Below are 24,499 nucleotides of genomic sequence, written 5' to 3'. Positions count from 1 at the left end.
TACAAGTAAACACCAATAGAGTGCATTAACACATGACCGATTTACAGCTAGCATTGATTGCCCTGGGCGCACTGATCATCATCGCAGTCGTGCTCTTCAACTGGTGGCAAGAGCGTAAGCTGCACAAAGAAACCGAAAGCCGTTTTGTCGAGCCTGAAACCGATGTGCTGATGGACGAAGACTTTCGCATCGACCCCCATACTGTGTTGCGCGGTGACAAACGCGAAGAACCCGAAGAAGAAGAATTCGTGGTTCGTGTGCGCATACAGGACGACGAGCCTGCACCGCAAGTGGCGCCTTCCTATGCTGCTGAGCCGAGCCTCAGCGTCGAAGAGCCAGAAGTCAAGGCAGCGCCCGCTATCAGCGAACCTGCTTTTGATGAAGCTCCCGTCAGGATAGATAGCGCAGAAGATGTTGCCGAAGAAGAAGCACCCGCCTTATATGCATCTACCGTTGCAAGTGACTTGCCTCCCGAACAAGAACCTGTTGCCCTAGCCCAGTCAGAAGAGCCTGTCGTTAACCTCGGCTCGGCAACCGCCCCGTGGGATGAACCTGCCGCAGAACCCGAGCAAGCCGACGCTCCGGAATCCATTGCACTGCCTGCAGATGTTGATGCGCAAATCGACCTTAGCGCGATTCTTTATCTGCCACGCCCTTATAGCGGCGCCGCCTTGCGCCAGCAGTTCCTGAATTTCTCCGAGATCGACAAGCCGGTATATGCCTTCGGCCTTGATGCGTTCCGCGAGTGGCATTTGCTTACACGCGAACAAGAGCAGGGCGAGTTTACCCGCTGTGTATGCAGCCTGCAGATGGCAGACCGCTCTGGCGCGGTCTCGCGCGAAATGCTGATCCGCTTTCAGAATGCCGCTGAAGATATTGCCCTTAATCTGGGCGCGCAGGTGGAATGGCAAGGCGCGCCTGATCCGCTGGTGTACGCCCAGGCGCTGGATGCGTTTTGTATCGAAGTCGATAAACTGGTCAGCCTGCATATTGTGCAGGGCAGCAATGGCCCGTTCACTGGCACCAAGTTCCGTGGCCTGGCCGAGGCCAGTGGTCTGGTGCTCGGCAATGATGGCGCTTTCCATTATCGCGATGAGCAGGGCCACACCTCGTTTTCACTGATCAATCAGGATAGCAACCCCTTCAACGCCGATATGCTGCGCACGGTCGTGATCAAGGGTGTGGTATTCCAGCTGGATATCCCCCATGTGAAAAACTGCACCGAGGTATTCAACCAGATGGTGCTGGCCGCACGTCAGATGTCCCACAGCCTGAACGCCAACCTGGTGGATGACAATTACCGCCAGCTCACTGATACGCAGATAGACCGGATTCGCCAGCAACTGAAAATGCTGCACGCGCAGATGATTACCCGCGGCATCATGCCCGGTGGTCAGACGGCCGCCCGATTATTCTCCTGAGTTTGAATTTATTGCCCCCTGCCTATGACGAAGCCAGACCCCAGCCAGGGAGCATTGTTTGACAATGCACCAGCCACCGTGACCTCTGCCACGCCAGAGGTCCAGATCCGCCAGCTGCGCGAGCAGATCAATCTCTACAACTATCAGTACTATGTGCTGGATGACCCCAGCGTCCCGGACAGTGAATACGACAGGCTGTTTCGCGAATTGCAGGCGCTGGAGCACGCTCACCCCGAGCTGCTCACGCCCGATTCCCCCACGCAACGTGTAGGCGCATCGCCGCTCAAGGCGTTTGCCAGCGTGCAGCACCGGCAGGCCATGCTCTCGCTCAACAATGCGTTTGAAGAAAGCGAGCTGACCGCCTTTGACAAGCGTATCCGTGATGCCCTGGGCATTGCGCAGGTGGAATATGCAGTAGAGCCCAAGTTTGACGGTCTGGCCATCACCCTGACTTATGAAAACGGCCTGTTCGTGCAAGGCGCCACTCGCGGCGATGGCTACACCGGCGAAGATGTCAGCTCCAACCTGCGCACCATACGCGCCATCCCCATGCGCCTGCCGGTAGAAAACCCACCTGCACTGATCGAAGTACGCGGCGAAGTGCTGATGCTGAAACGGGATTTCGACAAGCTGAACCGCCAGCAGGCCGAGCGCGGTGAAAAGCTGTTTGCCAACCCGCGCAATGCCGCCGCTGGCAGCCTGCGTCAGCTTGACCCAGCCATTACCGCGACGCGCCCCTTGATGTTTTTTGCCTATGGCCTGGGCATCGCCGAAGGCGTGCCGCAGCTCAGCACGCATGCGGCCGCCATGGACTACCTGGCATCACTACGCCTGCCGGTGAGTGATCAGCGCGATACGGTGCAAGGGCTGGCAGGGCTGCTGGACTATTACACCCGCATAGGTGCAGCCCGGCCCAATCTGCCGTTTGATATCGATGGCGTGGTTTACAAGGTCAACAGCATTGCCCAGCAAAACGAACTGGGCTTTGTGTCGCGCGCCCCGCGCTGGGCAGTCGCGCATAAATTCCCGGCACAAGAGGCGCTCACCGAAATACAGGCGATTGATGTGCAAGTGGGTCGCACTGGCGCCATTACCCCCGTCGCACGGTTGAAACCGGTATTTGTCGGCGGCGTGACCGTCACCAATGCCACTTTGCATAATCAGGATGAAATCGATCGCAAGGATGTGCGCGTGGGCGATACCGTCAGCGTGCGCAGGGCAGGGGACGTGATTCCGGAAGTGGTCGCCGTGGTGCTGGAAAAACGCCCGGCCGATACCGTTGCCTATCGCCTGCTGGAAGCCATCAACCACCAATGCCCGGTGTGCGGCTCGCACGTCATCCGGCAAGAAGATGAAGCCGTGGCACGCTGCACCGGCGGTCTCTTTTGCTCGGCCCAGCGCAAGCAGGCTGTGCTGCATTTTGCCTCGCGCCGCGCCATTGATATCGAAGGCCTGGGCGAAAAGCTGGTCGATCAGCTGGTAGATGGGGCGCATATCCATACCCTGGCAGATATCTACCGCCTGGATCTCGCTACGCTGTCGTCGCTGGATCGCATGGCCGAAAAGTCTGCCCAGAACATTCTCGATGCCCTGCAAGCCAGCAAAGCCACCACGCTGGCGCGGTTTATTTATGCCTTGGGCATACGCAATGTAGGTGAAGCCACCGCCAAAGACCTGGCGCGCTACTTTGGCAGCCTGCAAGCCTTGCTGGCGGCAGATATTGAACAGTTGCAACAGGTACCGGATGTCGGCCCCATCGTCGCCGAATCCATACGCCAGTTCCTCTCCGAGCCACATAACCAGCAAGTCATCCAGGACCTGCAGGACGTCGGGCTGCACTGGACGGAATCCGACGGCGCGGGCACGCAGCAAGGCGTGCTTACCGGCAAAACCCTGGTGCTCACCGGCACGCTACCCAGCATGTCGCGCGATCAGGCCAAGGCCTTGATTGAAGCCGCAGGCGGCAAGGTAGCAGGCAGCGTTTCCAAGAAAACCGATTTTGTCGTCGCTGGTGAAGAAGCCGGCAGCAAGCTGACCAAGGCGCAGGAGCTGGGTGTTGCCGTGATTGATGAAAGCGGCCTGCTGACATTGCTGGAGGACAACCAGTCCAGCCATGACGACTGATACGCCCACCGCCTTGCAGGCGCTCCTGCCGGAAGTCATCCGCATCGCAAAAGAAGCTGGCAAGGCGATCATGGAGGTGTATCAGGGCGAGTTTTCCGTTACCCGCAAGGCCGATGCCTCGCCCGTTACCGCTGCCGACCTGGCCGCACACGAGGTCATCGAAAAAGGCCTCAGTGCCTTGCCCTGGCAACTGCCCGTGCTATCAGAAGAATCAGTGCTGGCACCTTACTTCGTCAGGCAGCAATGGCAACATTACTGGCTGGTGGACCCGCTGGATGGCACGCGCGAATTCATCAAGCGCAATGGCGAGTTCACCGTCAACATTGCGCTGATCCATGAGGGTATTTCGATACTGGGCGTCGTCTATGCGCCCGTCACCGGTGATCTTCACTATGCAGCGCAGGGCGCAGGTGCCTTTCACCAGGCAGACCAAAGCGAGCCACGCCAGATTCATGCGCGTGCACTGGCATTGCCTCACATCACCATCGCTGGCAGTCGTTCGCACAGCCAGGTCCGTATGCAACATTTTATGGACCAGCTCAGCCGGAACTATTCGCCTCCGCAGGTAATCTCTATCGGCAGCTCCCTTAAAATCTGCCTGGTGGCAGAAGGGCGGGCGGATGTTTATCCCCGGCTGGGGCTGACCTCGGAATGGGATACCGCGGCTGGCCAGTGTGTGCTGGAGCAAGCGGGCGGACATCTGGTGGATATGGCAGGCAACAGGCTGATCTATAACAGCAAGGAAAGCCTGCTGAATCCTGAATTTTTCGCATGTGGCGCCACGCCGCATGCCTGGCAACTTTATCTGGAATAACGATGCGTTTAAGAGTCTTTTTGTTTGCAGTGATGGTGGCCGCCAGTACGCTGGCCCAGGCCGGAGATGAAAATCTGGCGGAGAAAATTGCCGCCTGTAACCGCGCCATAGGCGAGGGCGATGCCTCCAAGGCCTTGGCCTTTGCCGAGCAGGTATTGAAGCAGGATAAATCCAACCGTCAGGCCTTGCTGTGCAAAGGCCGTGCACACGGCGGCACCGGCCAGTTTGATCAGGCCATCAATGCCCTGATGGCCGCGGAAAAGCTGTCGACCACCCCCATGGAACACATCATCGCGCTGACCTTAATAGGCAATGTGCAAAAAAGCGCCCAGCGCTATCCCGAAGCCCTGGCGGCTTACCAGCAAAGCCTGGCCCTCGCCAAAAGCGCCAACGATGCCAATTTCCAGCGCATAGATCTCAACCTGATTGGCGATACCCTGGTCGCTTCCGGCGACCTCAAGGGTGGCCTGCAGCATTATCTGCAAGGCAGCGGCCTGGCGGCGAATGACAATGAGCGTGCCGATGGCTTTGCGCGCATTGCCTCTACCTACAGCAGCCTGCAGCAACACGACCAGGCGGTGGAATACCAGCTCAAGGCCGTGCTGATGCAGGAGCGGGCAGGGGATATGGACCAGTTCTGCGATGCCAACCTTGAGCTTGGCCGTATTTACACCGCGGCACAGGATTACCCCAACGCCGAAAAATACATCCAGAAAGTGATCAAGATCGCCAAGGATCAGGGCGGCGCCTACTGGGAAGCCAAAGGCTATTACTACCTGGCACAGGCCAAGGCCGCCAGCAAGCATCCGGAAGAGGCCCGTCAGCTGCTGGCCGATGCCCAGCACATTACGCAAGACATTGGTGCCGAGCGCCTGGGGGATGAGATCGCCCGTAGCCAGCAAAGCTTGCCACGGCCGTAAATTTTCACGTGGGCCTGATGAAAATGTAAGGCCTTCGCTTTCTGTACGACTAAGGGGTAAGCCTGGCAGCTTGCTGCTGGACTTATTCCGACCCACAGGCAGGTTTACGCAGGAGCATCATGATGCTGATAGGCAAACAATCCGATATCACCCCGTCTGAAATCACCCCACAAAGCGTGTATCAGGACAGGCGGAAATTCATCAAGGCTGCCGGTTTTGGTCTGCTGGCAACGGCGGCCGCTGGTTATGGCCTGCTACCCAGGCATGCCTGGGCTGCTGCCGAGCAGCGCAAAAAAATCACGGGCTATACCAAAACCGCTTATGGGGCCGATGAAAAACTCACCCCGTATGACGACGTCACCACCTACAACAACTACTATGAGTTTGGCACCAGCAAGAGCGATCCGGCAGAGCATTCCAAGCTGTTCAAGCCCACGCCATGGAGCGTTGCTATTGAGGGCGAAGTAAAAAATCCGCGCACGGTCAATCTGGAAGATATCCTGAAAATTGCCCCGCTGGAAGAGCGCATCTATCGCATGCGCTGCGTTGAGGGCTGGTCCATGGTCATCCCCTGGGTAGGCTTACCCCTGACGCAACTGGTCAAATGGGCGGAGCCCACCGCCAATGCCAAGTTCGTGGAATTTGTCACGCTGGATGATTCACTCAGGATGCCCGGCGCCCGCGTGCCTATCCTGGATTGGCCGTATACCGAAGGCCTGCGCATGGACGAGGCCATGAATCCACTCACCATTCTTGCCGTAGGTCTCTATGGCGAGGTGCTACCCAATCAGAATGGCGCACCGCTGCGATTGGTGGTGCCATGGAAATATGGCTTCAAAGGCGCCAAGGCCATCGTCAAAATCCGCTTTCGCGAAACCATGCCGCAAACCACCTGGGTAAAAGCCGGGCCGCGCGAATATGGCTTTTATGCCAATGTGAACCCGACCGTGGACCATCCGCGCTGGACGCAAGCCTCAGAGCGTCGCATCGGCGGCAGTGTATTCTCGCCACGCATCAAGACGCAGATGTTCAATGGCTACGCCGAGCAGGTTGCCCACCTGTATAGCGGCATGGATTTGCGCAAGAACTTCTAACCATGCTCCCACCCAATCGAAAACAGCTGGGCCTGATCAAGGCCGGCCTGTTCCTGCTCGCGCTCATTCCGCTGGCCCGCCTGCTGTGGCTGGGCATGCACGATGACCTTGGCGCCAACCCCATCGAATTCATCGAGCGGTCTACTGGCACCTGGGCCCTGGTCATACTGCTGGTCACCTTGTCATTCACACCATTACGGCTGCTGACGGGCACGGCGTGGCCGGTGCAATTGCGGCGCATGGCCGGGCTTTTCATGTTTTTTTATGCCTGTCTGCACATCACCACCTATGTCTGGCTGGATCACTGGTTTGATTGGCAGGAGATTGCCAAAGACATCATCAAGCACCCGTATGTGCTGGTGGGGTTTGCGGCATTCGTGCTCAGCGTGCCGCTGGCGCTGACATCGAGCAATGCCATGATCAAGCGCCTGCGCCAGCGCTGGAAAACCCTGCATCGCCTGGTGTATCTGGTCGCCATCTTTGCCGTGCTGCATTTCTGGTGGCTGGTGAAAAAAGACATCACTGAGCCCATGCTGTATGCCCTGGTGCTGGCGGCGCTGCTGGCAATACGCCTGGTATTCAGTCTGCGCAAAAGAAAAGGGCAGATGGTGTAAGGATACGCGCGCCAGCTCGACTAAGCCTTGTAACACTCACTATTTACAAGGGGAATCCAATGTCGACTTCTTTACGCGTTTATCAATCCTTTCAACACATCAGCAACCGCATAGGCGATGCCTTGCCGCCGCTGGTGCTGCGCCTGATTCTGGCGTGGGAATTCGGCGAAGCCGGGTATGAAAAGCTCATGGGCAGCAACTGGTTTGCTGACGTGAGCTTTCCTTTTCCATTCAGCCTGTTACCACCCGAAGCCAGCTGGCAGATCGCCACCTGGTTTGAGCTGGGTGGGGCCGCGTTGCTGGTGCTGGGGCTGGCCACTCGCTTTATCAGTCTCTCCCTTATCATCCTGACCATCGTTGCCATTGCCGCCGTGCATTGGCCAGCCGAATGGCACAGCCTGCGTGAGTTGCTCACCGGTTACCGCATCATCGACGAAAACGGCGATGGCCTGGGCAATTACAAGCTGCCGCTGCTATACATCGTCATGTTCCTGCCGCTATTGTTCCGCGGGGCAGGCACCCTCAGTCTGGATCACCTGCTACAGCGCCGCTTGTTTAAATAATCCCATATTAATATTTTTATTTTCAATATTTACATATAGATAGGATTAAAATCTAAAGTAAAATGAAACGATCAAGCCCTAAGTTTATTGCGAGATGGGACTAATTGCGCCAAAATGCAGCTCGGCTTTTTTGAGTCTACGCAGCACAACATCCATTCCACAGCTGCGGCCTTAGCGGTATTCAAGGTATCTCGCAATACATATTTAGGAGGATCCAATGCAAACTCAGATCGATATCTTTTTATCGTCTCTCAATCAGTTCTGGGGTCAGGTCGCGACATTTTTCCCCAAGTTGTTAGCCGTCATGGTGATCCTGTTTTTTGGCTGGGTACTGGCAAAAATCGCCTGTGTCGGCGTCAAGCGCGTCCTTGAGTTCACCCATTTCGATAAATTCGCTGACAAATCCGGCCTTGAAGCCTTTCTGAAGCACAGTGAATTCGACCTGACGCTCAGCGGCGTCATCAGCCAGGTGGTTTACTGGCTGGTTATCCTGTTGTTCGTGATCACCGGCGCCAATGCCCTGGGCCTGAACGAAGTGGCCGTGATGCTGCATCAGCTGGCGAACTACCTGCCCAAGATCATCATCGCCATTCTGGTGCTGCTGTTTGGTACCTTGCTGGCCCGCTTTGTTAACCGCCTGGTATTTGCATGGCTGCACGGCATCAAGTTCAGCGGTGCGCTCGCCATCAGCACCTCGGCCGAATATGGCATCCAGATCCTGGCCATGTTTGTGGCCCTTGAGCAGCTGGATATCGGCACGCAATTACTGACGTCGCTGTTCGTCATCGTATTCGGTGCCATTTTCCTGGCGCTGGCGATTGCCTTTGGCTTGGGTGGCAAAGAGTGGGCCGCTGGCATTATCGAAAACTTCCAGAAAAACAAAAACCAGAAGTAAGCCTGCTGGTTGTGGTACTCCTGAAAGCGCCTGCGGGCGCTTTTTTATTGTCCGCAAGCCGGGCAAAATGCAGGTATATTCAAGGCTTAACCTGACCCATCCCATATGAATCCGCTCACGACCTTTTTATTATTTGTGCTGACCGCGCTAGCCGAGATTGTGGGCTGCTACCTGCCATATTTGTACTTAAGCAAGGGCAAAAGTGCCTGGTTGCTGCTGCCTGCAGCGCTGTCACTCTCACTATTTGCCTGGCTGCTTTCCCTGCATCCCACGGCAGCAGGGCGGGTGTATGCCGCCTATGGCGGGGTGTATATTGCCGTCGCCATCGTCTGGCTGTGGCAAGTCGATGGCATACGGCCAACCGGCTGGGATCTGCTGGGCGCAAGCATTGCCCTGTGCGGCATGGCCATCATCATGTTTGCGCCCAGAGCCGCCTGAGCGGGCAGGGGACTTTCATAACAGGAGGTGACGCATGGCAGATTGTTGTAATAACACATCGTGTGCCATCGAGGTGCTGAAGCAGCGCCAGAGCAAAACCCTGAAGATCGTGCTTGGCATCAATGCCACCATGTTCGTGGTGGTGTTCGTCGCAGGCTGGCTGGCCCATTCCACCGCGTTGCTTTCCGATAGCCTCGATAACCTGGGCGATGCGCTGACCTATGCGCTCAGCCTGTATGTAGTCTCGCGCAGCGCGCGCGAAAAGGCCGTGGTGGCTTTGTTCAAGGGCGGCCTCATTCTGCTGGCAGGCCTTTTTGTGCTGGGGCAGGTGATCTACCGGCTGTTTGTGCCAGCATTGCCACTGTTTGACGCCATGGGCGGCATAGGTGTGCTGTCGCTGCTGGCGAATAGCCTATGCCTGTTCCTGCTCTGGAAGCACCGCAGTGATGACATCAACATGTCGTCGGTCTGGGCCTGCTCCCGCAATGACATTGCCACCAATCTCGCTGTGATCGTGGCTGCGGGGGCCGTGTGGCTGTTTAACTCTGCCTGGCCAGATCTGGTGGTCGGTCTGGCGCTCTCCGTGCTCCTGATCAGCTCATCTGCCAGGGTGCTGGCAGCAGCATTGCATGCGCGGAGAAGCGCTGCATGAGGCGTTTCATAAAGATCGTCTGACAAGCGCAAGCGGAACTGTAAGGCGCCTGGCTTTTCATACAGGCATGGCTTCTGCCATAAGGCATGTTTTTCATGACATTCACCTGACTGGAGCCCACCATGCCCATGCTACGTTTATGCTTGTTTGCAGCATCGTTGTGCTTGATGGCGATGATCTCCGTCAGCCATGCGGCCGATCCGTCTGGCAGTACGCTGCCGCCCTGTGACCAATCATCCGCCACCAGCAAACCGCCATGCAGCGCTGATAGCAAAAGCGTGACCATTCCCCCTGCACACCCGCAAGAGCATAAAAGCGTGATTGTGCCGCCACGCATGCCGCAAGAAGACCAGCCTGATCGCAGCACCAAGCCAGGCACGGACATCCACCAGCCCACCCCATCGACCAAACAATAGGCGCAGCCGACCGTGGATGCCTGGGAGGACACCAAGTTGCCGGATACTGAACACGCCAAGCCAGCGCAGCCCATGCAGCTGCACGACGCCAATAGCTGGCATGCCGCGCAAGCCACGCACGCTGCGCTGCTGGTAGATTGCGCCAATTACTATCGCGCGCTTTATCACGCCATTTGCGAAGCCCGCCACAGCATTTTCATACTGGGATGGGATATCGACAGCCGCATTGAGCTGTTGCGCGGCGAAGAGGCCGCCAGTGCCAGCTGCCCACCCATGCTGTATGAGCTGCTGACCTGGAAAGCCGGGCAGAATCCGGCGATCCAGATCTACCTTAACCGCTGGAATTACTCCGTGTTTCTGGCCGCCGAGCGCGAGAGCTTTTCCGAATTCAAATGGAAATGGCAGGACGCTGACAATATCCATTTCGTGTTCGATGGCCAGCTGCCACTGGGCGCCAGCCATCATCAGAAAGTGGTGGTGGTGGATGATGAACTTGCCTTTTGTGGCGGCATGGATGTCGCCATCGCCCGCTGGGACAAGCGCGAACACCATACCGAGGATGATCGGCGGGTAGACCCGGATGGCACTCTCAAACTGGGCGCCAAAAAGGAGTTCGGGCCTTACCATGATATTCAGGCCGTGGTGGCAGGGCCAGTTGTGCAACCGCTGGCAACGCTGGTACGCGAGCGATGGCATCAAGCCACTGGCAAGCACGCCATTCCCACCCGCATGCCCGACAGCGATGCCTTGCCAGCTGTCTGGCCCAAGTTTGCCAAGCCTGCGCTGACCAATATCCGCACCGCCGTGGCATTAACGCAGCCCGCCTTCCTGCGGCAGCCCGTGCGCACTCAGATCAAGCAGCTTTACCTGGACATGATTGCCCGCGCCGAGCAGTTCATCTACATGGAAAACCAGTTTTTCACGCAGAAAGACATTGCCCGGGCGCTCAACAAACGGCTGAAGGAACGTCCTGGCCTGCGTGCACTGCTGATCAGCTGCGACCGGCCGCAGGGCATCATGGAACGTAAATCCATGTACACTGGGCGCGTGCACTTCAAGGAACTGCTGGAAGCCGGTGGAGTTGGGGATCGCGTAGTCATGGCATATCCAGCCAGCAGCGAGCATGGCGAAGAAAAAGCCATTCGCATCCATTCCAAACTGATGGTGGTGGATTACCACTACCTGCGCGTGGGCTCCAGCAATATCAACCGCCGCTCAATGACGCTGGATACCGAATGCGACCTCATGTTTGAGGCCCATGACGAGGCCACGCAACAGGCGATTGCCGGCATGCGCAATGACCTGATCCGTGAGCACACCGGCCGCGAGTTAGACGATATTCAGCAGCTGATCTCCAGCGGCGCCAGCGTGCAGACATTTCTGGACGATATTCCGCATAGCCGCCAGCATCTGCGCCGTATCAATGACGAAGCCTATCGCCATGAGCGCTTTTCGCGCATCGCCACCTGGCTGGCTGATCCCGCGCATCCCTTGTTGCCGCGCCTGATCACCTCGCGTGGGCAGCGCAAACAGTTCAGGGCGTCCATTCCGCCCAAGCTGGTGATTGCCGTGCTGGCGATCATCGCCTTGGTGCTGGCCTGGAAAGTCACGCCGCTGAGCGAATACGCCACTCCGGAAAAAATCGTCCCCTTGCTGGAGAAAGTGAAAAACACGGCATGGGCCTTCCCGGCGGGCATGGCGGCCTATATCGTCGGTACGCTGATTTTCTTTCCGCACATGATCATGACCGCCACCGTGGTGATTGTGTTTCCTCCACTGGAGGCGTTTCTGATTGCCATGCTGGGCTCGCTGGTGAGCTGCATCATCGGTTTTTTTGCTGGCAATCAGCTGGGGGAAGATTCGCTGCGCGCGCTCACCGGCCGCTATGCGAAAAATATCGCGCATTACGCGGACAAGGGCGGCCTGGTCGGGCTGACCTTGCTGCGGCTGGTGCCGATTGCGCCTTACACTGTGGTTAACTTGGCGCTGGGCATGATGAATGTGCCTTTCTGGCGGCTGATGGCGGCCACGGCACTGGGCATGCTGCCCGGTACCGCCGTCTCCGTGTTATTGGGGCAATCGGCACTCTCATTCTGGAAGCATCCGGACATGCACAACATGCTGCTGCTGGGCGGCGGGCTGCTGGCCTGGATACTCATCATCGTTTTGAGTCATCTGGCCGCCAAACACTGGCAGACTGCAGCAAAATGAGCCGCATCATGCTTGTCGCCTGCCAATACGCTTGGCGCTATCTGCCTGCATGCCATGCAAGGGCTGTTTGCCTATGAGTCGTATGCGGTTGCTGTGCTTCAACATTCATGGTGGGCGCAGTCTGGATGGTCAGCGCGATCTCCAGCGCATACACCATCTCATGCAGCGTCTGGATATTGATGCAGGGGTGATTCAGGAGATGGAAACGCGGCCCTCACGGGGTGGCCAGCCAGATGATGTTGAACGCCTGGCGGGGCCGGATCGCCCGTTTCACCTCATCTGCCCCAGCATGCTGGAAGGGCAGGGCTGGTATGGCAATCTCATCGTCAGCCGTTATCCCATCGTGCGCGGGCTGATTCACAATCTGGAAACCCGGCCCAGCCTGGAGCCGCGCATGGCGGCCGATGCCCTGATTGCAGGCCCGCATGGCAATCTGCGTGTGATCGGCACTCATCTCTCGCTCTCGATCTACGAACGACGCAGCGAGGCGCGTAACCTGATACGGCTGATACAAGCGGTGGAGGAGGAGACCAAAAGCCCCTTGCTGCTAATGGGCGACATCAACGAATGGCAACGTCCCTCTGCATTGCTGCGCTTTCTTGATGGTCATTTGACGCCGGTGCCCTGCAAGGCGACTTTCCCTTCCCTGTGCCCGGTGTTGCGCCTGGATAGGGTGTGGTACGAGGCGGAAGGTATCAAAATTACCGCGCATCGCATCCATGGCAACGATATCCGAAGGCTGTCAGACCACTTGCCTATCGTGATTGAGCTGGAGTGGGATTGAAATTAACAATTTTCACTAAATCAATACATTAAGAATCACTATTAATCTTAAAAGTTAGGTTTAGCCGAGCGCATCTGCAGATAAGGCGGCATGCCAATCGTCAACCTCATCTAAATAGACCTACCACCCTTGTGGGGTTCTCCCACATGCAAATCAGACATCCGCTGATCGCGAAGCCATGCAAACCCGACTACCTTGTCACTGTGCCCGCTACTATCACCAAGGAGAACACCATGAGTCTCACCCGAATGAAACTGCTATCTGTCTGCACGCTTGTTGGCTTGATGACATTGAGTACCATCCACCAGGCCTGTGCCGCGGATGTATCGATGAGCGACAAAAATTTCTTTGAAAACGCTGCTCAGGCCAACAAAGCCGAAATCGCCGCCAGTGAAATGGCCAAGAGCAAATCCAAAAACCCTCAGGTATTGAAGTTTGCCGACCAGATGATCAAGGATCACACCGAGGCATATGCCGCGCTGAGCGCACTCGCCAAAACCAAGGGCGTGGAAATCCCCACGGAGCCTAGCCTGATGCAAAAAGCCAAGGCCAAGCTGCTCTCCACCAAGGATGGCAAGGATTTTGACGAGGAATATGCCGAATCCATAGGCGTGGCTGCGCACAAGGATACCGTCGAGCTGTTTGAAAAAACCGCGAAGAATGCCGACGATGCCGACGTAAAACAATTTGCCAACAAAATGCTGCCTGGCTTGAAGCACCACTTGGCAGAGGCAAAGAAGCTTAAAGCCAGCACCGACGATTAATCTCTAGACTCTTCGCCGCACATGGCGGAGTGTTTTCTCCACTCGCTCATGCAGCTTATATGGGCGAGCTTTTTATTGTCTGCCTGCCATGCATCGTGGCAGGCGGCCTTGCAAATTCACCCTACAGCAACTCCCGGTTGGCGCCTACAGGGCCTGGCGCCATACGCCATTAGCATCATGCAATTGATTACCTTCCGGGAGAGCACCATGCGCGCATTAACCTACCACGGCAGCAAAGATGTCCGCATCGAGACCGTGCCAGACCCCATTATTCAGGAGCCGGATGACGTGATACTGCGGGTGACCGCTACTGCCATTTGCGGCTCGGACCTGCATATTTACCGCGGCAAAATCCCCATGGTGAAAGATGGCGATATTCTCGGCCACGAATTCATGGGCGTGGTGGAAGATGTGGGCAAGGATGTGGTCAATGTCAAAAAGGGCGACCGCGTCATCATCCCGTTCGTGATTGCCTGCGGCGACTGCTTTTTCTGCCAGAAGGAACTGTATGCCGCCTGTGAAACCACCAACACCGGCCGTGGCGCCATCCTCAACAAAAAGGAGTTGCGACCCTCAGCCGCCTTGTTCGGTTACAGCCACCTGTATGGCGGCGTGCCAGGCGGGCAAGCCGAGCTGGTGCGGGTACCCAAGGGCAATGTGGGCCCGTTTAAAATCAATGGCAGCCTGGCCGACGAGCAAGTGCTGTTTCTCACCGACATCCTGCCTACTGGCTATCAGGCGGCGGAATACGCTCACATACGCCCAGGTTCCAGCGTTGCCATCTTCGGTGCCGGCCCGGTCGGGCTCATGGCCGCTGCCAGTGCCCGGCTCATGGGGGCTGAAACCATCTTCATGGTCGATCACCATGCTTATCGCCTGGCCTATGCCGAGGCGCAATACAACACCATCAGCATCAATTTTGAAGATGTGGATCCCGCCGAAGTCATTATTCAAAACACCAGCTATCGCGGCGTAGATGCCGTGATCGACGCCGTAGGCTTTGAAGCCAAAGGCAGCACGCTGGAAACTGTGATGGCCAACCTGAAAATAGAAGGCAGCAGCGGCAAAGCCCTGCGCCAGTGCATCGCCGCCGTCAGGCGGGGTGGGGTAGTGAGCGTGCCTGGCGTGTATGCAGGCTTTATCCATGGCTTTTTGTTTGGCGATGCCTTTGACAAAGGCCTGACCTTTAAAATGGGCCAGACCCATGTGCAACGCTATCTGCCCAAGCTGCTGGAACATATTGAAAATGGCGATTTGCGCCCGGCCGACATCATCACCCACCGCATGTCACTGGAAGATGCCGTCAAAGGCTATGAGATATTCAACAACAAGGAAGAAGACTGTAGAAAAGTGGTGCTCACGCCAGGCTGATGCTCAAAACAAAAGCCCCATATTTGGGGCTTTTGTTGACCTGCAACATGTGGCTAATAGATCCAGCGTAGTGAAAATATCAGACACAAGACAATAAAAAGAAAAATCGGCCCAGCAAACCCCCAGCTCTGTTTCTGGGTACCATTTGAATCACGTGCTTGTCTCTCATTTTTCATAAGAGCCACCTTTCCTTAACGCATTTAAGGACCAGCACTCCCTGCAATATTGAACCCTTCAAAATTCTCAGCTTGTCATGAAGCTATGCAGATTTGGATAGACCCCGACGCTCACGCCTCAGGTCTAATGATCTGCCTGGATAAATTTCGACAATACGCTCTCTGGTTATAAGTTAGCTGCCTTCATCGGAAGCTAGCGTTCAATATAGGCCTGAAATTTCCGTTTCACTATGACAAATCACATTTAAGCAACTTATTTTTAAAGGTTTTTTCAATTAAATATGCTTTTTGAAGGGTAGAGCAGGGCGCACCGGCCAATTAGCGCTAAGCAAGCCCCTGAAGTTCGCTTTAGAAAGCTAAAATGACGCATTTACTCGCATAGAAAGTTTCGCCATGTTTACAGGTTTAAGCGCCTTCCCGTTAACCCCCATGGACGAAGTATCCATCGATGAAAACGCCTTCAGCCAATTGGTGAGCAGGCTTGCCCAGGCCCAGGTAAATTCCATAGGCGTATTGGGGTCCACCGGCAGCTATGCCTATCTCAACCGCGAAGAGCGCAATCTGGTCACCCGACTGGCAGTGGAGAGCGCCCAAGGCACCCCCGTGGTGGTTGGCATAGGCGCATTGCGCACCAAAGATGTCCTGAAACTCGCCGAAGATGCTCAAAAAGCCGGCGCAAACGGCCTGCTGCTAGCCCCGGTCTCGTACCAAAAACTCACCGAAGACGAAGTATTCGCGCATTATCAGGCCGTCAGTCAGCACAGCTCTATCCCCATCTGCGTGTACGACAACCCCACCACCACCCATTTTGAATTCAGCGACGTATTGCATGGCCGCATCGCCGCCTTGCCCAACATCGCCTCCATCAAAATCCCGCCGCTTTCAAACCATCTTGATGAAGCCAAAGAGCGCGTTGCCCGCCTGCGCGCCCATATTCCCCATCATGTGACGATAGGCATCAGCGGTGACCACTCCGGCGCCACAGGCCTGATCGCAGGCTGCCAAGCCTGGTATTCCGTGCTTGGTGGCTTGTTCCCATTACCTATCCTGACAATAGTCAAAGCATCGCAGCGGGGCGACATTGATGAAGTCAACCGCCTATCCACCGCCCTGGAGCCCATCTGGGCCTTCTTCCGCCGCTACGGAAGCCTGCGCGTCATCGCCACCATCGCCGAATTAAAAGGCCTGGTTAAAGTCCCCAGCCTGCCATTGCCAATTAAATCGCTGAGCGGGGAAGAGCGGGAACGATTAAACGCCTGCATTGCGGATTTGCTATGAAATAGGGTGGCTGTGCGAATCGAGAGCGCCGAAAGGCGCTTTTTTTTGGCGTCTTCGTGACGAGACGGCAGTCCGGCGCGAAGCGCCGTCTAGATTTATATTACGGACACAATACAACCAGCGTGAGTTTTCCTATTCGGAATCCCTGCGGCCAAGGACACAATAAAAAGAAAAGGGCGTAGATAGTGCAGGGATTTCATCACCGCGGGGAATACGGGGTTCCAGATTGGGCGCATAATCTGCAAAATTATTACTGGTTCATCCGCGTTGAGGGTCGCGATAAAGCTAAAAGACGAAAATTTTATCGATTAATTGAAAAAGAAAAACTAAGGCTTGCAGAGTGCTACGTAAATCAAGAGCTAATTCTCGCGGTGTGCCGATACTTAGCTACATTGAAGGCAGTAGATGGGAAAAAATTAGCTATTAAAGAAGCCAATTCAAATTCGCAAATGGTTTTAATATGGGGATAATGAATAATGAAAAATCTACCTCTCTTACAGGAAACTCAATTCGTTGTTTGGGCAATACCAGTACTAGGATTTTTGCTTTCTATTATTTTTGATTGGGGATATTTAAATTACTTTGATATTCCTTTTTTCTATGCTGAGGTTAATTATTACACTGCTTCATCGAGTATCTTATCGATAGCTATCATATGCATGGTTTCTTTTGCTGTGCTATCTGTAGGATTCACTTTGTCTGATCACAAAAATATATTCATATCTTTTCTATTTGATAGATTCATTATCACTTTTTGTTTTTTACTTTTTCTTCTTACTTTAGCTGCAAATGAACATTTAGAACGTCCTCTTTACGCTTATCTCGCATTTATATTTTTTAAAGTTATCTACTCATTAATATTATTTTTTGGTGGAACCCCCTTACCTAATAGCCTTGAACAGTCATCTTCATCGTATATGTTTGATTCTAAAGAGGCAGAAGATACAGCGGATAGTGCCTCAACTAAAGGGAAGCCCCCTTTACAAGACTCTATGTATAAATTAGGAAGTTATATATTCGTTGCACTAATTATTATTGCGTTCATGAGCATTGCCGGTTCTATTTCAGCTCAATTTATTACTCAAAAATGGACTATATCGGGTAAGGATAACATTGTCGTAATTCCCAGGAATAATGGGATTTACCTAGTAAAGTCATTTGATCCAAAGACTTTAGTATTAGATGAATCCATTCAAGTGCTCAGTGCAAATGAAAAGGAAATTTCTTTGCATCCAATTGCCATCGATGGAAAGTTGATCAGAAAGCATCAATATGACGAACAGTTAAAAGAAGAGAAAAGAGATAAAGATTTTTATGAGGCTTTGACACTTTTATCCTCTTCATTGAAGAGTTTTTTCTTAAATACTCATGTGACTGATTGGCTCTAATGCATTAACTTCATCATTAGCGGCTTTTGGCATCGCCTCGTTAATTTTACATAATATACAGTCGCGGCGCCGCTCACTGCGATAAGCCCGGCAAGAGCAGGGGAGTGTGTCACTGCAAGTAATGACAGGCCTGTTAAGGTTCCCATCATTGTTAAGTTTGAATATCCCGCCTGCTTAAATCTAGCTGCTTCCATTTCTTCCGCAAATTTCAAAGCTTCTTCAATAGACATATCTGCACAAGTGGCAAGTTTTAAGAAATTTCTTGCATTAGGAATTGCTCTTCCAGCTTTCCAGTCCGATATGTTTTGCACAGTGAAGCCATTATTGATTGCGAACGCCCGATCGCTTTCTATACCTTGTTTGCTTTTTGCTATTTTTACTAGCTCATATGAATTCATGGCAACCTCTGTTCTTTCTTAAAGTTAGCAATTTCATCACGTCGCATTTCTACGTAATGATCTTTATTGCATTCGACTACACGGTTATTAATTTCATTAACCTCTAAAATTTCCATGCATGTCTTTGAATCTCTTCCAGGCACAAAAAGCTTAATTTTTTCCGCATTGTAGCTATTGACCCGAGACTGCTCCGCTTGCCTTTTCATTTCTGCGGACATATTTGTGCTTTGTTCCATGAATCTATTTATAGCTTCTTCATGCCGTCTATATTTGGGTTCGTTGATTATCAGTATTAAAGCTAGAACTGCTATTGCACCTGCTATCCACTTCATAGCTACCCCCCTCTTTTTTAAGAATCTTCTTATATAAGAAATTTCTTTACAAGATAAGAATTTTCTTATACCTTTGTATGAAATTTCATATCCCCACGTTAAACCGCCGACGAAAGGGGCCTAATTTCAAAAGGGCGGTACCTCATAGGAGCGTTTAAAAATGGCGACACAGTTGAAAGTACAGGTTCTCGGCGTAGGTGAGATTGAAAGCGGCACAGCACGCAGCGGTGGTGCATGGCACCGTCGAACCCTTCAAATTTGGACTGGCGAAATTGCCGGCAATCACAGCGTTTATGCAGATGAAGACACCCTCAAAGGCTTGATGCCAGGTTCTTACATGGTGGATGTCAGCCCCCGCGCAGGTGATCGCGGTCGCGTTGAGTTTGTGATTACAGGCATTACGCCTGCAACTCCGGCACAGGAAGTGCGCAAGCAATCGTAGAAAAAGCAAAAGGCCAATGAGGTAACGTCTCACTGGCCTTTCTAATCTCAACGTTTGTCTAGTAACGCTGAAACATGGAAAACATTCTACACGGTAATTTGACTTACGAATACAACGCCTTACCGGATTATCAGGTAACGATCCGGGAATTTAAATCGGGGCTTGTTGAAATTGTACAAAGGCTAGTGAATCCCATGGATGAACTGAGAAAAAGCCGCTCCCTTGGACTTAGGGGGCCTTCAGTCCCCAAGACTGACGAGGAAATAGAAGCCGCTAAGGAAGAGAACCTTAGAAGGGCAGAGCGCCGCGCGCGCCAGCAAGTCAGCTTCCGTATTCGCACCATTGGTGCCGATCATCTGCTAACCCTTGTCTACCGCGAAAACATGCAGGATTCGGACAAGTTAAACCGTGATTTCACTAGATTTATCCGTCTGGTGCGTGAGCGTTACCCCGATTGGCAATATGTCGCAGTGAAAGAGTATCAAGAGCGGGGCGCGCTCCATATGCACGTAGCTTGTGTGGGTAAACAAGACCTCGCCCATATCCGCTCATGCTGGTATGTCGCCATTGGTGGTAATGCCACGGACACAGGCGAAAACACAAAAGGCCAAGTAGACCTTCAATACCGTAAAAAGCGCTTCTCTGGCGCTTCACCTGTCTATCGCTCTCAAGAGCTATCCAACTATCTCACCAAGTACATTAGTAAGACCTTTGAGCATGATCGTGAGCTTGGCGAGCGTCGATATAAATGCAGCCGTGGCATAGAAAAGCCAAAAGTTACCCGGTTTTTCTTCGGTGCCTTTTCAGCCACTGATTCAGATTCCCAATTTGGCGCGGCTGCTGCCATGACGACCCAATTGGCCTATCAACGCGGCATCCGTGACATTTCCATCTGGAACAAAGGCATGGATTTGCTTGTGATACGCGGCATTCAAGAGGTTTGATATGCGGCTGATCCGATCTTTGGCATTTCTCACCATCGGCCTGATTTTTGGAGCTGCTTTTACATTTGCTTGGGGCATGTCAGATGCACATGCTGCTGAGTGCTTAACGGATATTGGGGCAGGGCAGTACCAAGTGACCAGCCCTCAACCTACAGACATTACAAGCTGTGTTTATGTCATCGCACAGCCTCAAGAATTGACCTCGGGCGCATGGTCGCTCACGGTCGAACAGGGTCAACAGATAGCGGCTGCCATAGCGCTACTGTGGGCAATTGGCGCGGTATTCCGGGCCGTTATCTCTCAACTTAAAAGTAAAGGAAATTCAAATGAAGCTGATCAATAACATGTACGTTCGTGCAACTGGCGTAGCTCTGGCACTCGTTGCCAGCACTTCTCAAGCTGCGATCGATGTAACTGCTGCAACTACCGCCCTGGGCGATGGTGTGGCTGCCGTAACTGCCATTGGTGGCGCTATCTTGGCTGTATGGGGTGTCAAGAAAGTGTTCTCCATGGTGCACGGCGGTTAATTGCACGATTGAGACCAATCGGCCCGGAGCTTCTAAGCCCTCCGGGCCTTTTTTCTTAAGGGGTAGGGGATATGGACGGATGGTTAGTAATGCTGGGTTTACTGGGGGCGCTATGGCTCATTTTCTCCGCCTGATCGTTGGGGCAATTCTCCTTGTCGCGATCCAATCGCCTGTTTTTGCATTCGATGCGGTCAAGGTCTATTTGCTTACCAATAACGCCATATACGATGATCCTGCTCAAGCCATACAGGCGTATATCGATATCCAAAATCCCACGCTATCGCTCTATCAGTACACTTCCGGCACGGTAGCCTCTAATCCCACCTCTGGCAGTTTGACCGCCAATCTCGCTAAGTCGAACGGGGATACCGCTTACGGGGTTTCTATCGCGGCCGTTCGTTATCGCTGTTACGGCAAAACCACCTTGTACACTTCGCCTTACGCTGGCTGCGATCTTACACCTCCGCCCAAGTGCAATACGGGCTACGTTTCCGGCGTATCAGGCTCTAAATATTTCGGCTCCGATGGCACGACAGACTGCCTCAATAATTGCACCTATTCCATTGCGGTGGATATGTGCATTAGCTTAACTGGCGGGCAGGGCGGCTGCGTCGGTCAATACGGCAATGGCACCGGTGCTTCTTGCTCTATGCCAACAAACAATAAAGCGCCTACACCTGAGGCTAACTGCATGAGCCAAGGCAAAAGCTTTGTGAGTGTCGGCGGTGTTACCTCTTGCGTGTCGGCTGGCTCTCAAGGGTCTACGCCTGTCACCACAAAAAACAATTCGTCTTCCAGCTCCAGCAGCTCGACCAAGGATGCCAACGGCAACCCGACCGGGAGTAGCTCCAGCAATAGCACTACCAATTCAAGTGCCACCTTCAATGGCGATGGCACCGTGGTTGTCGTCACTACGACAGAAAAGACCAATCCAGACGGCACAAAGGAAACGAAGACCGAAACGAAAACGGTCAGTCAGACCAGCTATTGCGCTGAGAATCCCACGGCTGCGCAATGCAAAGCGGCGACCGATTCTGATATCTCCGGGGCATGCGACGCCGTGGCGTGTAAGGGCGATGCGATCCAGTGCGCCATGGCAAAAGAACAGGCCCGCCGTAACTGCGAGTGGTTCAAAGAAAACGCCACAGCCAAAGCGCTAGGGGAAGCCATGACGAATGGCACGGATACCACGCCGAACCCTGCCGACAGCTCGAACCGCGAACACGTTAACGTCCAGTCCAGCTTGGACAATTCAAGCCCCATCTCGGCGAGCTGCTTTACTGATCTGACTATCACGCTGCTGGGGCAGTCTGCCACGCTTCCCCTGTCTGACTGGTGCCCATTCTTTGAGGCGCTGGGTTATATCTTCTTGGCCCTGTCGTATATGGCCGCCCTTCGTATCGTTGCCGGAGTAATCGTCTAATGCCTGTCTTTATATCGATGTTGTGGGGCGCTCTTGCCCTGTCCATAAAGTCCCTTGTTGGCCGCGTTCTGGTCGCGTTGGGTATCTCGTTTATCACGTATCAGGGTATTGATCTGCTCATTGCGTCGATCAAATCTGACGCGCTGGCCATGCTCACCAGTGTCCCGCCTCAACTGATTGGTGCAGTCGGCATGCTGCGGCTCGGTGAATCGCTATCCGTGATTGCCTCGGCCGTGGTGGCCAAGTACGCAATCATGGGCCTGCAGGGTGGCAGTATCACGAAGATGGTGACCAAATGATTCACCTCATTACAGGCTTGCCCGGCTCTGGAAAGAGCCTTTACACCCTTAAGAAGGTCAAGGACCGGGCGGACAAGGAACAGCGCCCGGTGTTCTATCACGGAATCCCGGAATTAACGCTCGATTGGCAGTTGATGGAATCGGCCGATAAATGGGTTGAGTGTCCCAAGGGGTCGATCATCGTCATTGATGAATGCCAATCCACTTTTCGGCCGCGTGCAGTGGGTTCACAAGTGCCATTACACGTTAGCCAGCTCGAAACGCATCGGCACGATGGACATGACCTGTATTTGATCACCCAGCACCCTATGCTGGTTGATTCCAATCTGCGACGCCTGGTCAATTATCACTATCACGTTGAGCGTTTCTTTGGTTTTGCAAAGTCCAAAATTCACGAGTTCCATAAGGTTCGGGAGAACGTCGACAAGTCCACCAAAAACAGCATAGAGACCCATTTCGTCTATCCGAAAGAGGTCTACAGCTGGTACAAGTCTGCCGATATGCACACCGTGAAAAAGCGTATCCCTATGCGCTTGCTATTAATGGTCGTCCTGCCGTTACTTGTCATTGCACTCCTTTACTACGGCTACACGGTGCTGCATGGTGGCGTCCAGTCGCACGTGTTAGAAGAGGGTGCTAAAAAAGACGTTCTGGATCCTGACGGCCACTTAAGTTTGAGCGGATCCGCTCAACTTCAAAAGACGGTTTACACGTGGGGCGAATCCCAGCGGCCACGGGTGCCTGATCTGCCGTTCACGGCTCCCAAGTATGACGAAATAACTAAGCCCGTTATGGCCCCCAGAATCGCCGCTGCCGTGTTAATTCGTGGCAGGTGTACCGCATACACTCAACAGGGCACAAAAATCGCCATGGATGAGGCTGTGTGTCTCCAGTTTGTCGAAAACGGAATGTTTCAGGATTTCGATGATGGTTCGGCCAAGTACGCTAAAGACCAATACACCCTCAACAAACGAGAGCAGGATCAGAACGCACTGAGCGACGCGCAGCGCCCGCAGGGTGAGACGGTAGGGCCCGCGGCGGTAGCCGTGATTCCTTATCCTGAACAGGATCAGGAATCAGCCCGTAGCCCGTCGAATCGAGTGCGTGAATCGCAATCGCAAAACCGCTTCCCGAATCAACCCCAGCCATACGCTACTGGTAGTTGATCATGCTGGGATGGTTACTGACAGCGCCGAAAGGCGCTTTTTTTTGGGTGTCTGGATGGCGTCTTCGTGACGAGACGACAGTCCGGCGCGAAGCGCCGTCTAGATTTATATTACGGACACAATACAACCAGCGTGAGCTTTTCCTATTCGGAATCCCTGCGGCCAAGGACACAATAAAAAGAAAAGGGTGTCGATAGTGCAGGGATTTCATCATCGCGGAGAGTATGACCCGCCAGAGTGGGCAAACAATCTAAAAAACTATTATTGGCATATTCGCGTTGAAGGACGTGATAAAGCTAAACGGCGTAAATACTATCGCAAAATTCGTATGGAAAAATTGAGGCTCGTTGAAGCCGGCCTATCGGAGAACCTTGTAAATGCTGCATGTCGTTATTTGGTAAATTTGAATACCACTTCAGGGAAAAGGCTTGCTGAAATTTTAGATTCCCCGGTCGTCCAATTGTGTTTACCATTTATGTGAAATGGTTATTGACTAGGGAGATTAAGAGGCTAATACTGAAAATGTAAATTCACAATAAAAACAAAAACATAATAACTATCTTTACTATGGGATTTCTTATGAATTGTTATCATGTTCGGTGCGCTACAAAAAAAGGGACGGGGAACTTTAAAAATGTTACTCACCTTGGGGGAATAGATGGCAATGGTGAAAAATGGTATGAGCCTGTAGCCGTAGTAATACGCTCTATTAGCAATGGGCACGTTTTCTATATAACTGAGGATGGCAGAAGAAAGATTCTTAAAGTAATTCATGATGCTGAAATGCATCCTTATCTCATGGTCTTTGCTGACGGTTTGTTAATGGATAGTTTGTCAGTGTTAGAGGAGTGCGAAATCAATGAATCGAAATAAGGACTATCCTTCAAAAAAGCAAAATCTAGAACACAGACTACTAATCGCCTTAATTCTAGTTTTTATCATTTCGTTCGTTTTATTTGTACTATCGGTAATATTCATTATCAACCCCGAGTGGGTGTATCAGTTATTACATGGTTAAGTGAGCCTCATATTTTTCATCGTTTGC

General features: G+C 53.3%; 28 protein-coding genes. 26 read left to right on the top strand and 2 right to left on the bottom strand.

The features are described 5' to 3' along the window. Nucleotides 1-32: 32 nt before the first annotated feature. The 18 genes from FNL37_RS07240 to FNL37_RS07155 all read left to right on the top strand — a co-directional run bounded on the left by FNL37_RS07240 (nt 33) and on the right by FNL37_RS07155 (nt 17,923). Nucleotides 33-1,421: a cell division protein ZipA C-terminal FtsZ-binding domain-containing protein gene (locus FNL37_RS07240; protein WP_159355663.1), complete on the top strand. Its 1,389-nt coding sequence runs from the start codon at nt 33-35 to the stop codon at nt 1,419-1,421. A 24-nt stretch (nt 1,422-1,445) separates the two neighbouring features. Continuing rightward, nucleotides 1,446-3,545, top strand: a complete 2,100-nt coding sequence (gene ligA / locus FNL37_RS07235; protein WP_159355662.1) for an NAD-dependent DNA ligase LigA — start codon at nt 1,446-1,448, stop codon at nt 3,543-3,545. Continuing rightward, entirely contained in the window at nt 3,535-4,359 is an 825-nt protein-coding gene (gene cysQ / locus FNL37_RS07230; RefSeq protein ID WP_159355661.1) for a 3'(2'),5'-bisphosphate nucleotidase CysQ, read from the top strand. Before ligA ends, cysQ begins: the two co-directional genes overlap by 11 nt. Nucleotides 4,360-4,361: 2 nt before the next feature. Beyond that, nucleotides 4,362-5,279 (top strand): tetratricopeptide repeat protein, encoded by a 918-nt coding sequence (locus tag FNL37_RS07225; RefSeq protein ID WP_013442183.1) that lies wholly within the window; start codon nt 4,362-4,364, stop codon nt 5,277-5,279. Between the two features lie 119 nt (nt 5,280-5,398). Then, a complete protein-coding gene (gene msrP, locus FNL37_RS07220; RefSeq protein ID WP_159355660.1) occupies nt 5,399-6,373 on the top strand; it encodes a protein-methionine-sulfoxide reductase catalytic subunit MsrP in 975 nt (324 codons plus the stop codon). 2 nt (nt 6,374-6,375) lie between these two features. Next, a complete protein-coding gene (locus FNL37_RS07215) occupies nt 6,376-6,987 on the top strand; it encodes a protein-methionine-sulfoxide reductase heme-binding subunit MsrQ (protein ID WP_159355659.1) in 612 nt (203 codons plus the stop codon). A gap of 59 nt (nt 6,988-7,046) precedes the next feature. Then, the gene (locus tag FNL37_RS07210) at nt 7,047-7,550 is read left to right on the top strand and encodes an HvfX family Cu-binding RiPP maturation protein (RefSeq protein ID WP_159355658.1); all 504 of its coding nucleotides are present in this window, start codon (nt 7,047-7,049) and stop codon (nt 7,548-7,550) included. A 217-nt stretch (nt 7,551-7,767) separates the two neighbouring features. Continuing rightward, complete coding sequence (locus FNL37_RS07205; protein ID WP_159355657.1) at nt 7,768-8,445, top strand: mechanosensitive ion channel family protein; 678 nt, start codon at nt 7,768-7,770, stop codon at nt 8,443-8,445. Nucleotides 8,446-8,550: 105 nt separating this feature from the next. Next, nucleotides 8,551-8,883, top strand: coding sequence for a YnfA family protein (locus FNL37_RS07200; RefSeq protein ID WP_159355656.1), 333 nt, complete (start codon nt 8,551-8,553; stop codon nt 8,881-8,883). A gap of 34 nt (nt 8,884-8,917) precedes the next feature. Then, nucleotides 8,918-9,535 carry a cation efflux transmembrane domain-containing protein gene (locus tag FNL37_RS07195; RefSeq protein ID WP_159355655.1) on the top strand — a complete coding sequence of 206 codons (618 nt, stop codon included), beginning with the start codon at nt 8,918-8,920 and terminating at the stop codon, nt 9,533-9,535. A 122-nt stretch (nt 9,536-9,657) separates the two neighbouring features. Continuing rightward, a complete protein-coding gene (locus FNL37_RS07190; RefSeq protein WP_159355654.1) occupies nt 9,658-9,951 on the top strand; it encodes a hypothetical protein in 294 nt (97 codons plus the stop codon). A 12-nt stretch (nt 9,952-9,963) separates the two neighbouring features. Next, nucleotides 9,964-12,162, top strand: a complete 2,199-nt coding sequence (locus FNL37_RS07185; RefSeq protein ID WP_159355653.1) for a VTT domain-containing protein — start codon at nt 9,964-9,966, stop codon at nt 12,160-12,162. 73 nt (nt 12,163-12,235) lie between these two features. Continuing rightward, entirely contained in the window at nt 12,236-12,946 is a 711-nt protein-coding gene (locus FNL37_RS07180) for an endonuclease/exonuclease/phosphatase family protein (RefSeq protein WP_159355652.1), read from the top strand. 233 nt (nt 12,947-13,179) lie between these two features. Continuing rightward, nucleotides 13,180-13,710: a DUF4142 domain-containing protein gene (locus FNL37_RS07175; protein ID WP_013442194.1), complete on the top strand. Its 531-nt coding sequence runs from the start codon at nt 13,180-13,182 to the stop codon at nt 13,708-13,710. Between the two features lie 207 nt (nt 13,711-13,917). Next, nucleotides 13,918-15,081 carry a zinc-dependent alcohol dehydrogenase gene (locus FNL37_RS07170; protein WP_041370406.1) on the top strand — a complete coding sequence of 388 codons (1,164 nt, stop codon included), beginning with the start codon at nt 13,918-13,920 and terminating at the stop codon, nt 15,079-15,081. 569 nt (nt 15,082-15,650) lie between these two features. Next, nucleotides 15,651-16,535 carry a dihydrodipicolinate synthase family protein gene (locus tag FNL37_RS07165; RefSeq protein ID WP_159355651.1) on the top strand — a complete coding sequence of 295 codons (885 nt, stop codon included), beginning with the start codon at nt 15,651-15,653 and terminating at the stop codon, nt 16,533-16,535. Between the two features lie 185 nt (nt 16,536-16,720). Beyond that, nucleotides 16,721-17,005: a hypothetical protein gene (locus FNL37_RS07160; RefSeq protein WP_159355650.1), complete on the top strand. Its 285-nt coding sequence runs from the start codon at nt 16,721-16,723 to the stop codon at nt 17,003-17,005. A gap of 6 nt (nt 17,006-17,011) precedes the next feature. Continuing rightward, the gene (locus tag FNL37_RS07155) at nt 17,012-17,923 is read left to right on the top strand and encodes a hypothetical protein (RefSeq protein WP_159355649.1); all 912 of its coding nucleotides are present in this window, start codon (nt 17,012-17,014) and stop codon (nt 17,921-17,923) included. Here FNL37_RS07155 and FNL37_RS07150 read toward each other — a convergent pair. Both FNL37_RS07150 and FNL37_RS07145 read right to left on the bottom strand, forming a co-directional pair. Next, nucleotides 17,920-18,321: a hypothetical protein gene (locus tag FNL37_RS07150; protein ID WP_159355648.1), complete on the bottom strand. Its 402-nt coding sequence runs from the start codon at nt 18,319-18,321 to the stop codon at nt 17,920-17,922. The genes FNL37_RS07155 and FNL37_RS07150 overlap by 4 nt on opposite strands. After that, the gene (locus FNL37_RS07145) at nt 18,318-18,653 is read right to left on the bottom strand and encodes a hypothetical protein (protein ID WP_159355647.1); all 336 of its coding nucleotides are present in this window, start codon (nt 18,651-18,653) and stop codon (nt 18,318-18,320) included. The genes FNL37_RS07150 and FNL37_RS07145 overlap by 4 nt, the downstream gene beginning before the upstream one ends. Before the next feature lie 160 nt (nt 18,654-18,813). Between FNL37_RS07145 and FNL37_RS07140 the strand changes: the two genes are divergently transcribed. The 8 genes from FNL37_RS07140 (at nt 18,814) to FNL37_RS07105 (ending at nt 24,327) form a co-directional block, all read left to right on the top strand. After that, on the top strand, nt 18,814-19,095 hold the full coding sequence (locus tag FNL37_RS07140) for a hypothetical protein (RefSeq protein WP_159355646.1): 282 nt from the start codon (nt 18,814-18,816) through the stop codon (nt 19,093-19,095). 74 nt (nt 19,096-19,169) lie between these two features. Continuing rightward, nucleotides 19,170-20,039 (top strand): rolling circle replication-associated protein, encoded by an 870-nt coding sequence (locus FNL37_RS07135; protein ID WP_159355645.1) that lies wholly within the window; start codon nt 19,170-19,172, stop codon nt 20,037-20,039. A gap of 1 nt (nt 20,040) precedes the next feature. After that, entirely contained in the window at nt 20,041-20,382 is a 342-nt protein-coding gene (locus FNL37_RS07130; protein ID WP_211371947.1) for a hypothetical protein, read from the top strand. Further along, the gene (locus tag FNL37_RS07125; protein WP_159355644.1) at nt 20,366-20,566 is read left to right on the top strand and encodes a major capsid protein; all 201 of its coding nucleotides are present in this window, start codon (nt 20,366-20,368) and stop codon (nt 20,564-20,566) included. Before FNL37_RS07130 ends, FNL37_RS07125 begins: the two co-directional genes overlap by 17 nt. A 112-nt stretch (nt 20,567-20,678) precedes the next feature. Then, the gene (locus FNL37_RS07120) at nt 20,679-21,989 is read left to right on the top strand and encodes a virulence factor TspB C-terminal domain-related protein (protein ID WP_159355643.1); all 1,311 of its coding nucleotides are present in this window, start codon (nt 20,679-20,681) and stop codon (nt 21,987-21,989) included. Next, entirely contained in the window at nt 21,989-22,288 is a 300-nt protein-coding gene (locus tag FNL37_RS07115; protein WP_159355642.1) for a DUF2523 domain-containing protein, read from the top strand. The genes FNL37_RS07120 and FNL37_RS07115 overlap by 1 nt, the downstream gene beginning before the upstream one ends. Beyond that, nucleotides 22,285-23,454, top strand: coding sequence for a zonular occludens toxin domain-containing protein (locus tag FNL37_RS07110; protein WP_159355641.1), 1,170 nt, complete (start codon nt 22,285-22,287; stop codon nt 23,452-23,454). Before FNL37_RS07115 ends, FNL37_RS07110 begins: the two co-directional genes overlap by 4 nt. A 579-nt stretch (nt 23,455-24,033) precedes the next feature. Further along, on the top strand, nt 24,034-24,327 hold the full coding sequence (locus tag FNL37_RS07105) for a hypothetical protein (RefSeq protein ID WP_159355640.1): 294 nt from the start codon (nt 24,034-24,036) through the stop codon (nt 24,325-24,327). The last annotated feature ends 172 nt before the right edge of the window (nt 24,328-24,499 follow it).

This window comes from Methylovorus glucosotrophus, assembly GCF_009858335.1.
Lineage (GTDB): Bacteria > Pseudomonadota > Gammaproteobacteria > Burkholderiales > Methylophilaceae > Methylovorus > Methylovorus glucosotrophus.
The sequence above is the reverse complement of the archived record's forward strand: the minus strand, read 5'-3'. Positions and strand labels throughout refer to the sequence as shown.

What these genes read in the sequence shown, in the direction of transcription:
- cysQ (WP_159355661.1), top strand. Translation starts at nt 3,535, where the DNA reads ATGACGACTGATACGCCCACCGCCTTGCAGGCGCTCCTGCCGGAAGTC.
- FNL37_RS07140 (WP_159355646.1), top strand. Translation starts at nt 18,814, where the DNA reads ATGGCGACACAGTTGAAAGTACAGGTTCTCGGCGTAGGTGAGATTGAA.
- FNL37_RS07135 (WP_159355645.1), top strand. Translation starts at nt 19,170, where the DNA reads ATGGAAAACATTCTACACGGTAATTTGACTTACGAATACAACGCCTTA.
- FNL37_RS07145 (WP_159355647.1), bottom strand. Translation starts at nt 18,653, where the DNA reads ATGAAGTGGATAGCAGGTGCAATAGCAGTTCTAGCTTTAATACTGATA.
- FNL37_RS07200 (WP_159355656.1), top strand. Translation starts at nt 8,551, where the DNA reads ATGAATCCGCTCACGACCTTTTTATTATTTGTGCTGACCGCGCTAGCC.
- FNL37_RS07150 (WP_159355648.1), bottom strand. Translation starts at nt 18,321, where the DNA reads ATGAATTCATATGAGCTAGTAAAAATAGCAAAAAGCAAACAAGGTATA.
- FNL37_RS07110 (WP_159355641.1), top strand. Translation starts at nt 22,285, where the DNA reads ATGATTCACCTCATTACAGGCTTGCCCGGCTCTGGAAAGAGCCTTTAC.
- FNL37_RS07240 (WP_159355663.1), top strand. Translation starts at nt 33, where the DNA reads ATGACCGATTTACAGCTAGCATTGATTGCCCTGGGCGCACTGATCATC.
- FNL37_RS07125 (WP_159355644.1), top strand. Translation starts at nt 20,366, where the DNA reads ATGAAGCTGATCAATAACATGTACGTTCGTGCAACTGGCGTAGCTCTG.
- FNL37_RS07175 (WP_013442194.1), top strand. Translation starts at nt 13,180, where the DNA reads ATGAGTCTCACCCGAATGAAACTGCTATCTGTCTGCACGCTTGTTGGC.
- FNL37_RS07130 (WP_211371947.1), top strand. Translation starts at nt 20,041, where the DNA reads ATGCGGCTGATCCGATCTTTGGCATTTCTCACCATCGGCCTGATTTTT.
- FNL37_RS07115 (WP_159355642.1), top strand. Translation starts at nt 21,989, where the DNA reads ATGCCTGTCTTTATATCGATGTTGTGGGGCGCTCTTGCCCTGTCCATA.
- FNL37_RS07165 (WP_159355651.1), top strand. Translation starts at nt 15,651, where the DNA reads ATGTTTACAGGTTTAAGCGCCTTCCCGTTAACCCCCATGGACGAAGTA.
- FNL37_RS07190 (WP_159355654.1), top strand. Translation starts at nt 9,658, where the DNA reads ATGCCCATGCTACGTTTATGCTTGTTTGCAGCATCGTTGTGCTTGATG.
- FNL37_RS07170 (WP_041370406.1), top strand. Translation starts at nt 13,918, where the DNA reads ATGCGCGCATTAACCTACCACGGCAGCAAAGATGTCCGCATCGAGACC.
- msrP (WP_159355660.1), top strand. Translation starts at nt 5,399, where the DNA reads ATGATGCTGATAGGCAAACAATCCGATATCACCCCGTCTGAAATCACC.
- FNL37_RS07225 (WP_013442183.1), top strand. Translation starts at nt 4,362, where the DNA reads ATGCGTTTAAGAGTCTTTTTGTTTGCAGTGATGGTGGCCGCCAGTACG.
- FNL37_RS07205 (WP_159355657.1), top strand. Translation starts at nt 7,768, where the DNA reads ATGCAAACTCAGATCGATATCTTTTTATCGTCTCTCAATCAGTTCTGG.
- FNL37_RS07105 (WP_159355640.1), top strand. Translation starts at nt 24,034, where the DNA reads ATGAATTGTTATCATGTTCGGTGCGCTACAAAAAAAGGGACGGGGAAC.
- FNL37_RS07210 (WP_159355658.1), top strand. Translation starts at nt 7,047, where the DNA reads ATGTCGACTTCTTTACGCGTTTATCAATCCTTTCAACACATCAGCAAC.
- FNL37_RS07155 (WP_159355649.1), top strand. Translation starts at nt 17,012, where the DNA reads ATGAAAAATCTACCTCTCTTACAGGAAACTCAATTCGTTGTTTGGGCA.
- FNL37_RS07215 (WP_159355659.1), top strand. Translation starts at nt 6,376, where the DNA reads ATGCTCCCACCCAATCGAAAACAGCTGGGCCTGATCAAGGCCGGCCTG.
- FNL37_RS07120 (WP_159355643.1), top strand. Translation starts at nt 20,679, where the DNA reads ATGGCTCATTTTCTCCGCCTGATCGTTGGGGCAATTCTCCTTGTCGCG.
- FNL37_RS07180 (WP_159355652.1), top strand. Translation starts at nt 12,236, where the DNA reads ATGAGTCGTATGCGGTTGCTGTGCTTCAACATTCATGGTGGGCGCAGT.
- FNL37_RS07195 (WP_159355655.1), top strand. Translation starts at nt 8,918, where the DNA reads ATGGCAGATTGTTGTAATAACACATCGTGTGCCATCGAGGTGCTGAAG.
- ligA (WP_159355662.1), top strand. Translation starts at nt 1,446, where the DNA reads ATGACGAAGCCAGACCCCAGCCAGGGAGCATTGTTTGACAATGCACCA.